Source organism: Verminephrobacter aporrectodeae subsp. tuberculatae At4 (genome assembly GCF_000193225.1).
Lineage (GTDB): Bacteria > Pseudomonadota > Gammaproteobacteria > Burkholderiales > Burkholderiaceae_C > Acidovorax > Acidovorax aporrectodeae.
In genome coordinates, this window is sequence record NZ_AFAL01000977.1 from 1 (window position 1) to 9,400 (window position 9,400).

Annotated in this window: 6 protein-coding genes and 2 pseudogenes; 6 read left to right on the forward strand and 2 right to left on the reverse strand. The window is 66.7% G+C overall.

Translation table 11 applies throughout. The annotated features are described in order from the left end of the window. Window positions 1–42 precede the first annotated feature (42 nt). Window positions 43–900 (forward strand): DMT family transporter, encoded by an 858-nt coding sequence (locus VTU_RS0123915; RefSeq protein ID WP_236610864.1) that lies wholly within the window; start codon window positions 43–45, stop codon window positions 898–900. A gap of 4 nt (window positions 901–904) precedes the next feature. On the opposite strand, the gene VTU_RS0123920 is transcribed toward VTU_RS0123915, so the two are convergent. Beyond that, window positions 905–1,876, reverse strand: a complete 972-nt coding sequence (locus tag VTU_RS0123920; protein WP_010110117.1) for a LysR family transcriptional regulator — start codon at window positions 1,874–1,876, stop codon at window positions 905–907. A gap of 270 nt (window positions 1,877–2,146) precedes the next feature. On the opposite strand from VTU_RS0123920, the gene chvE (VTU_RS0123925) reads away from it, so the two are divergent. From chvE (VTU_RS0123925) to VTU_RS0123945, 5 genes and pseudogenes are all read left to right on the forward strand, one after another. Beyond that, window positions 2,147–3,217 (forward strand): multiple monosaccharide ABC transporter substrate-binding protein, encoded by a 1,071-nt coding sequence (gene chvE, locus VTU_RS0123925; protein WP_010110119.1) that lies wholly within the window; start codon window positions 2,147–2,149, stop codon window positions 3,215–3,217. Between the two features lie 27 nt (window positions 3,218–3,244). Then, a pseudogene (gene chvE / locus VTU_RS30175) lies at window positions 3,245–4,317 on the forward strand (multiple monosaccharide ABC transporter substrate-binding protein). Window positions 4,318–4,375: 58 nt separating this feature from the next. Then, window positions 4,376–5,923, forward strand: coding sequence for a multiple monosaccharide ABC transporter ATP-binding protein (gene mmsA, locus VTU_RS0123935; protein WP_010110121.1), 1,548 nt, complete (start codon window positions 4,376–4,378; stop codon window positions 5,921–5,923). Between the two features lie 11 nt (window positions 5,924–5,934). Next, window positions 5,935–7,182, forward strand: coding sequence for a multiple monosaccharide ABC transporter permease (mmsB, locus tag VTU_RS0123940; RefSeq protein ID WP_029554715.1), 1,248 nt, complete (start codon window positions 5,935–5,937; stop codon window positions 7,180–7,182). Window positions 7,183–7,223: 41 nt separating this feature from the next. Beyond that, complete coding sequence (locus VTU_RS0123945) at window positions 7,224–8,957, forward strand: IlvD/Edd family dehydratase (protein ID WP_010110126.1); 1,734 nt, start codon at window positions 7,224–7,226, stop codon at window positions 8,955–8,957. A gap of 103 nt (window positions 8,958–9,060) precedes the next feature. Here the strand turns inward: VTU_RS0123945 and VTU_RS35310 are convergent. Continuing rightward, a pseudogene (locus VTU_RS35310) lies at window positions 9,061–9,400 on the reverse strand (histone); the annotation flags it as partial.

Genomic DNA, 9,400 nt, shown 5'->3' on the forward strand with positions numbered 1-9,400 from the left:
GCCGCCGCTGCGGCGCAGCGCACGCACACGGCTGCGGCGAATCTGCGCGGCATCGTCGCCATGCTGGCTGCGGGGGGCTTTTTTTCGCTCCTGGACGCGCTGCTCAAGACGCTGTCGCCCAGCTACCCTGCCATGCAGGTGGCGGCGTTGCGCGGCTGGACCGCGCTGCCGCTGGTGGCGCTGTACGTGCTGTGGCGCGGGAACGCGCGCGGACTGCTGCGCGTGCGCTGGTCGCTGCATCTGCTGCGTGGCGGGCTCAACGTGGCGATGCTCGCGCTGTATGCGTATGCGCTGCGGGAGCTGGCTCTGGCGCAGGCCTACACGCTGTTCTTCATCGCCCCGCTGCTGATCACGGCGCTCTCGACCGTGGTGCTGCGCGAGCGGGTGCGCGCGGCGCATTGGAGCGCCATCGTGCTCGGCATGGTCGGGGTGCTGGTGGCGCTGCGCCCGGGTCGGGATGCGTTTTTCACCCCGGGTGCGCTGGCGGTGCTGGCGGCGGCGGCCTGCTATGCCGTGTCGGCCATTACGGGCCGCGTGCTCTCGCGCGCCGAAACCAGCGCCAGCCTGGTCTTCTGGACCACGGTGATGCTGGCGCTGGGCGCCGGCGTGCTCGCCTGGCCGCAGTGGGTTGCCGTGGAGCGCGCGCATTGGCCGCTGCTCGCGGGCCTGGCGGTGACGGGGTTTCTGGGTCAGCTGGCGATCACCGAGGCGTTCCGCCATGGGCAGACCTCGGTGGTCGCCCCGTTCGAGTACACCGCCCTGGCCTGGGGGTTGGCGCTGGACTGGGCGCTGTGGCAAACGGTGCCCGGGTATCCGACCCTGCTCGGGGGCGCGATCGTCATCGGCAGCGGCCTGTATCTGGTGCGCCAGGAGCGCACGCAGGCGGTTCTGCCGCCGTAGGAATTCAGCCCGCGTCCACCGGGCGCCCGTACTGCGACAAACAGGTCTGCCTGAGCGCCGCCATCATCACCTGCGCCGCGGGCGAGAGCAGGCGGTCCGTGCGCGTGATGATGCCGAAGGCATCCATGTGGCAGGGCAGGGCCAACGGCAGCACGGTGACGATTCCGTAGGCCGCGTAGTAGTGCCCCACGTCGGCCCCCACCACGGCGATCATGTCGCTTTGCTGGAGCATGCGGGTGATGAACAGAAGGGCCGAGGCCTCGACCGTGTTGATCGGCTGCGCGAGCCCCTCCTGCTGGAACAGCAGATCGAAGCGATGCCGCAGCACACTGCCGGCGGGCGGAACGATCCAGCCCGCCGACAGGCCCGCGGAGAGCAGTTCGCGCAGCGTCAGGGCCTGCGTCGCGAGCAGCGGGTGCCCGGGCCGGGTCACCGCGCAGATCGATTCCTCGGTGAGCGATTCGTAGCGCAGATGGGTCTTGTCGTGCTCGGCGAACAGACGGCACACCAGGATGTCGAGCCGGCCCTGCTCGAGCCGCGCGAGCAGCACCGGGCTGCTGTCGATTTCGATGGATACGCGCAGGCTGGGGTGCTCCTGCTTGACCTGCACCACCGCCGGGGGCAGCAGGCGCAAGCCCTGCGAGGCGACGGCGCCGACGCCCACCTGACCGAAATGCCCGGTCCTGAGCGCGCCCAGTTCCTCGTGCGCCTGCTTCAGGCTGTCCAGCGCCATGCGCGCGTGGCGGATCATGGTCTCGCCGTACCAGGTGGGCCGCATGCCGCGCGGCAGGCGCTCGAACAGCGGCAGTTCGAGCATGTCCTCCAGGTCCTTGAGCAGCCTGGACGCGGCCGGCTGGGTCATGCTCAGCTGCTGCGCCGCGCGGTGGATGTTGCCCTCGTCGGCGAGCGCGACCAGCAGCAGCAGTTGGCGCGTCTTCAGGCGCGCACGGATGAACCAGTGACTGTCGGTGCCCATCGGGTTTTCCAGAATGCGGAGATCGATATGTATTCTGTCTGAAAAACTATTGGATCGATATCAAAATCGCGCATAAGCTCTGCGTTTTGCCGTCGCCATGACAACCAGGAGACAGGATCGTGCAGCGTCCCACCCCTGCCTGCGCCCCGCTTGCCGCAAGCCACTCCCATCCGCGTAAATACTGATCCAGCGGATCCACCCGCGTGCCGTTACCGTATTGCCGCCCTCTCGCGGCACGAATCCATCCACGAATAATCAGGAGGAAAAACCATGAAACGTGCAATTCTCAGGGCCATCCTGGCCACCATCGCCATTGCCGCCCTCGGTGCCGCGCCGCCAGCCAGCGCGCAGGACAAGGGCCGCATCGGCATCTCGATGCCCACCAAGTCCATGGCGCGCTGGATCGCCGACGGCGACAACATGGTCAAGGTGCTGCGCGAGCGTGGCTACCAAGTCGATCTGCAATACGCCGAGGACGACATCCCGAACCAGCTCGCGCAGATCGAGAACATGATCACCAAGGACGCGAAGGTGCTGGTGATCGCCGCCATCGACGGCAGCACGCTCTCGCAGGTCTTGCAGAACGCGGCGGACAAGTCCATCAAGGTCATCGCCTACGACCGCCTGATCAAGGGCTCGAAGAACGTTGACTACTACGCCACCTTCGACAACTTCCAGGTCGGCGTGCTGCAGGCCGAATCCCTCGTGAACAAGCTCGGCCTGAAGCAGGGCAAGGGCCCGTTCAACATCGAAGTCTTCGGCGGTTCGCCCGACGACAACAACGCCTTCTTCTTCTACGACGGCGCGATGAGCGTGCTCAAGCCCTATATCGACAGCGGCAAGCTCGTGGTGCGCAGCAAGCAGCTGGGGATGAACAAGGTCGGGACGCTGCGCTGGGACGGCTCGGCCGCGCAGGCGCGCATGGACAATCTGCTCTCGGCCTACTACGGCAAGGACAAGCTCCACGCCGTGCTCTCGCCCAACGATACCCTGGCCACGGGCATCCTGTCCTCGCTCAAGGGCCTGGGCTACTGCACGGCGCAGCAGGCCTGCCCGGTGGTCAGCGGACAGGACGCCGACCTGCCTTCGGTGAAGTCCATCATCAAGGGCGAGCAACACTCCACCGTGTTCAAGGACACGCGCGCGCTCGCCCGGGTCACGGCGGACATGGTCGATGCCCTGCTCTCCGGCAAGCAGCCCGAAGTGAATGACACCAAGACCTACAACAACGGCGTGAAGGTCGTTCCCTCGTACCTGCTCAAGCCGGTGGTCGTGGACGCGTCCAACTGGAACGCCGTGCTGGTCGGCAGCGGCTACTACAAGGAATCGCAGATCAAGTAAGCCCCGGATCTGCAGGAGAACCCATCCATGAAACGCATATTTCTCAAGGCCGCCATGGCCATGCTCACGCTCGCCACCTTCGCTGGCGTGCCGCTGGCGCGCGCGCAGGACAAGGGGGGCGTCATCGGCATCTCGATGCCCACCAAGTCCTCGGCGCGCTGGATCGCCGACGGCGACAACATGGTCAAGGTGCTGCGCGAGCGCGGCTACCAGACCGACTTGCAATACGCCGATGACGACATCCCGAACCAGCTCGCGCAGATCGAGAACATGATCACCAAGGGCGCGAAGGTGCTGGTGATCGCCGCCATCGACGGCAGCACGCTCTCGCGGGTCTTGCAGAACGCGGCGGACAAGGCCATCAAGGTCATCGCCTACGACCGCCTGATCAAGGGCTCGAAAAACGTTGACTACTACGCCACCTTCGACAACTTCCAGGTCGGCGTGCTGCAGGCCGAATCCATCGTCGACAAGCTGGGCCTGAAGCAGGGCAAGGGCCCGTTCAACATCGAGCTCTTCGGCGGTTCGCCCGACGACAACAACGCCTTCTTTTTCTACGACGGCGCGATGAGCGTGTTCAAACCCTACCTCGACAGCGGCAAGCTCGTGGTGCGCAGCAAGCAGCTGGGGATGAACAAGGTCGGAACGCTGCGCTGGGACGGCGCCGTGGCGCAGGCGCGCATGGACAATCTGCTCTCCGCGTACTACGGCAAGGACCGGGCCACGCCGTGCTCTCGCCCTACGATGGCCTGTCGATCGGCATCCTGTCCTCGCTCAAGGGCCTGGGCTACTGCACGGCGCAGCAGGCCTGCCCGGTGGTCAGCGGGCAGGACGCCGAGGTCCCTTCGATGAAGTCCATCCTCAAGGGCGAGCAGCATTCCACCGTGTTCAAGGACACGCGCGAGCTCGCCCGGGTCGCCGCGAACATGGTCGATGCCGTGCTCTCCGGCAAGCAGCCCGAGATCAACGACACCAAGACCTACGACAACGGCATGAAGGTCGTTCCCTCGTACCTGCTCAAGCCGGTGGCGGTGGACATGTCCAACTGGAACCCCGTGCTCATCGGCAGCGGCTACTACAAGGAATCGCAGCTGCGCTGAACGCTGGCGCCCGCGCCGGAGCGGGCGCCGTCCAGACTGCTGCAACCAAGAACGAAACATGCTGCTCGAAATGCGGGACATCCGCAAAACCTTCTCCGGCGTGGTCGCGCTCGACAAGGTCAACCTGCGCGTGCGCGCGGGCGAGATCCACGCCATCGTGGGCGAGAACGGCGCGGGCAAGTCCACCCTGATGAAGGTGCTCTCCGGGGTCTACCCGCACGGCAGCTACAGCGGTGAAATCGTCTTCGAGGGGCAGGCGCGCCAATTTCAGGGAATCCACGACAGCGAGCAACTGGGCGTGGTCATCATCCACCAGGAGTTGGCGCTGGTGCCGCTGCTGTCGATTGCCGAGAACGTGTTTCTGGGCAACGAGACCGCGCGCCATGGCGTGATCGACTGGATGGCCGCGCACAGCCTGACGCAGGCGCTGCTGCGCAAGGTGGGCCTGCGGGAGTCTCCCGACACCCTGATCGCCCACCTGGGCGTGGGCAAGCAGCAGCTGGTCGAGATCGCCAAGGCGCTGTCGCGCAAGGTCCGGCTGCTGATTCTGGACGAGCCCACCGCGAGCCTGAACGAAAACGACAGTCGGGCGCTGCTGGACCTGCTGCTGGAACTCAGGGGCCAGGGAATCACCTGCATCCTGATCTCGCACAAGCTCAACGAAATCTCCCGGGTGGCCGACGCGATCACGGTCCTGCGCGACGGCAGCACGGTGGAGACCATGGATTGCAGCGCCGCACCCGCGAGCGAGGACCGTGTGATCCGGGCCATGGTCGGGCGCGAGATGGCCGAGCGCTATCCGCGGCGCGTGCCGCGCATCGGCGACACCGTGTTCGAGGTGCGCAACTGGCGCGCCTACCACCCGCAGCGCAGCGAGCGCGCGTTCATCCAGGACGTCAACCTGCACGTGCGGCGCGGCGAAATCGTGGGCATCGCGGGACTCATGGGCGCGGGCCGCACGGAACTGGCCATGAGCATCTTCGGGCGCTCCTGGGGGCAGCGCATCAGCGGCGAGGTGCGCCTGCACGGCAAGCCGATCGACGTGAGCACGGTGGAGCGGGCCGTGCGCCACGGGCTGGCCTACGTCACCGAGGACCGCAAGGGCAACGGCCTGGTGCTCAACGAGGACATCCAGTTCAACGTGCCTCTGGCGCACCTGGGGGGCATCTCCCGCGCGCAGGTGATCGACCATGGGCGCGCGCACCGGGTGGCGCAGGACTACCGCGAGAAGCTGCGCATCCGCTGCTCCGGCGTGGACCAGAAGACGCTCAACCTCTCGGGCGGAAACCAGCAGAAGGTGGTGCTCGCGAAGTGGCTCTTCACGAACCCCGAGGTGCTGATCCTCGACGAGCCCACGCGCGGCATCGACGTGGGCGCGAAGTTCGAGATCTACACCCTCATCGCCCAGCTCGCGGCCGAGGGCAAATGCGTGCTCGTCATCTCCTCGGAAATGCCCGAGCTGCTGGGCATTTCGGACCGCATTTACGTGATGAACGAGGGCCGCTTCGTTGCCGAGATGCCCACGGCGCAAGCGAGCCAGGAGCGCATCATGCGCGCCATCGTGAGAAATGAGCGGACTGCGGGTGACGCGCAGCGCACTGAATGACCAACTGGTATATGAACTCCACACCTTCTTCGCTGGTGAACGACGCAAGCAAGCTGCTCGGCGCTGCCGACGCGGCCGACGGCCCGGCGGCAGTGCCGCGCAAACTGCTGCTGGAATACCTCAAGCACAACGTCCGTGAATACGGCATGTTGATCACGCTGGTGGCCATCATGGCCTTCTTCCAGGTCATGACCGACGGCACGCTGATGCAGCCGCTGAACCTGACCAATCTGGTGCTGCAAAACAGCTACATCGTCATCATGGCGCTGGGCATGCTGCTGGTGATCGTCGCCGGGCACATCGACCTGTCGGTCGGCTCCGTCTGCGGCTTTATCGGCGCGCTGGCCGCGGTGCTGATGGTGCAGTACGGATGGCATTTCGTTCCCGCCACGCTCGTCTGCCTGCTGTGCGGGGGCCTGATCGGCGCGGTGCAGGGCTGCTTCGTCGCGTTCTCGCGCATCCCTTCGTTCATCGTGACGCTCGCCGGGATGCTGGTCTTCAAGGGCCTGGCGCTGGCGCTGCTCGCGGGGCAGTCGGTGGGGCCGTTCCCGGAATCGTTTCAGATGCTCAGCTCGGGCTTCATCCCCGACGCCTTTGGCGCGCAGGGCCTGCGCCTGAGCTCGCTGCTCCTGGGTCTGGCGCTGGCGGCGGCCCTGACCGTGGTCGCCGTGCGCGGCCGCGCCAACCGGCTGCGGCACGGCGTGCACGCGGAGCCCGCGCTCCTGTTCTTGGTCAAGACGGCGCTGTTCGCCGCGCTGCTCATCTACTTCAGCTACCTGCTGGCGTCGTACAAGGGCCTGCCCAACGTGCTGATCGTGATGGCGCTGCTGATCGTGCTGTTCGAATTCGTCACCAGCCGCACGACCATCGGCCGGCGCATCTACGCGCTGGGCGGCAACGAGAAGGCGGCCAGGCTCTCGGGAATCAAGACCGAGCGCCTGGCCTTCTACACCTTCGTGAACATGGGCGTTCTCGCCGCGCTCGCGGGGCTGGTGTTCGCCGCCCGCCTGAACACCGCGACGCCCAAGGCGGGGCTGGGGTTCGAGCTGGACGTGATTGCCGCCTGCTTCATCGGCGGCGCCTCCGCGTCGGGCGGCGTGGGCCGGGTGATGGGCGCGGTCATCGGCGCCTTTGTGATGGGGGTGATGAACAACGGCATGTCCATCCTGGGAATCGGCATCGACTACCAGCAGGTCATCAAGGGCGTGGTGCTGCTCGCCGCCGTGCTGGTCGACGTGTACAACAAGAACAAGGCATGATCCGCGCCCGTCTCCTCTCCCCTTTCTGCCCCAGTCCCACCATGACGCCCCCGAAACGCATATTCCGCTCCGCCGAATGGTTCGGCGCCGCCGACAAGACCGGCTTCATACACCGCAGCTGGATGAAGAACCAGGGCATTCCGGACCATGCGTTCGACGGCCGCCCGATCATCGGCATCTGCAACACCTGGTCCGAGCTCACGCCCTGCAACGCGCACTTTCGCAAGGTCGCCGAGCACGTCAAGCGCGGCGTCTACGAGGCCGGGGGCTTTCCGGTGGAGTTCCCGGTTTTCTCCAACGGCGAATCGAATCTGCGCCCCACCGCCATGCTCACGCGCAACCTGGCGAGCATGGACGTGGAGGAGGCCATTCGCGGCAACCCGATCGACGCCGTGGTGCTGCTCACGGGCTGCGACAAGACCACGCCCGCGCTGCTGATGGGCGCCGCCAGCTGCGATGTTCCGGCCATCGTGGTCACCGGCGGGCCCATGCTCAACGGCAAGCACGAGGGCCGCAACATCGGCTCGGGAACGACGGTGTGGCAGCTGCACGAAGCGCTCAAGGCCGGCGAAATCGAGCTGCACCAGTTCCTCGCCGCAGAAGGGGGCCAGTCGCGTTCCGCCGGCAGCTGCAACACCATGGGTACCGCATCGACCATGGCCTGCATGGCCGAGGCGCTGGGCACCTCGCTGCCGCACAACGCCGCGATCCCCGCCGTGGACGCGCGCCGCTACGTGCTCGCGCACATGTCGGGCCGGCGCATCGTCGAGATGGCGCACGAGGGGCTCACGCTCTCCAGGATCCTGACGCGCGCGGCGTTTGAGAACGCCATCCGCACCAACGCCGCGATCGGCGGATCGACCAACGCGGTGATCCACCTCAGAGCCATCGCGGGTCGCATCGGCGTGCCCCTGGAACTCGACGACTGGACGCGCATCGGCCGCGGCACCCCCACGCTGGTCGACTTGCAGCCCTCGGGCCGCTTTCTGATGGAGGAGTTCTACTACGCTGGCGGCCTGCCCGCCGTGCTGCGCCGCCTGGGCGAAAACGGACTGCTGCCGCACCCCGACGCCCTCACCGTCAACGGCAAGACGCTGTGGGAGAACGTGCGCCAGGCCCCGCAGTACGACGACGAGGTGATCCGCCCCCTGGACAAACCGCTGATCGCCGACGGTGGCATCTGCGTCCTGCGCGGCAATCTGGCGCCGCGCGGCGCCGTGCTCAAGCCCTCGGCGGCCTCGCCCGAGCTGCTGCGGCACCGGGGCCGCGCCGTGGTCTTCGAGAACCTGGAGCATTACAAGGAGCGCATCGTCGACGAGACCCTGGACATCGACGCCAGCTGCGTGATGGTCCTGAAGAACTGCGGCCCCAAGGGCTACCCCGGAATGGCCGAGGTGGGCAATATGGGCCTGCCGCCGAAGCTGCTGCGCCAGGGCGTGAAAGACATGGTGCGCATCTCCGACGCGCGCATGAGCGGAACGGCTTACGGCACCGTGGTGCTGCACGTGGCGCCCGAGGCCGCTGCAGGTGGTCCGCTGGCCGCCGTGCGCGACGGCGACTGCATCGAACTCGACTGCGCGCAGGGCCGGCTGCATCTGGACGTCAGCGACGCCGAACTGGCGCAGCGCCTGCACGCACTCCGCAGCGCCGACATGGGCGGCCGCGGCGGCTACCAGCGCCTGTACGTGGACCATGTGCTGCAGGCCGACGAGGGCTGCGACCTCGACTTTCTGGTGGGCTGCCGCGGCGCGGCCGTACCACGCGAATCGCACTGAGCACCATGGGCGCACCCTTGTGCGCAAATAAAAAAACCCGGTGCACAGGCACCGGGTTGGACGCGCAATGCGCGCAAGAAATACGCGCGAGGTGCCGCGAAAATCAGGGCTTGTTGCCCGTAGGAAAAGGCCAGGCCGCCTGAGGATTCAGAGTGGTCTGTGCGGCAGCAGGCGTCGGCGCCTTGGGGGTTTTCCGCGGCGTCTTCGGTGCAGCCGCCACGGGTAGCGTCTTGGACACGGAGTTGCCTGCGGAAGCGCCCTTCTTCGCCGGTACGACCTTCTTCGCTGGTGCAGCCTTCTTCGCCGGTACGGCCTTCTTCGCCGGTGCAGCCTTCTTCGCTGGCACGGCCTTCTTCGCCGGTGCAGCCTTCTTCGCTGGCACGGCCTTCTTCGCCGGTGCAGCCTTCTTCGCTGGCACGGCTTTCTTCGCCGGTGCAGCCTTC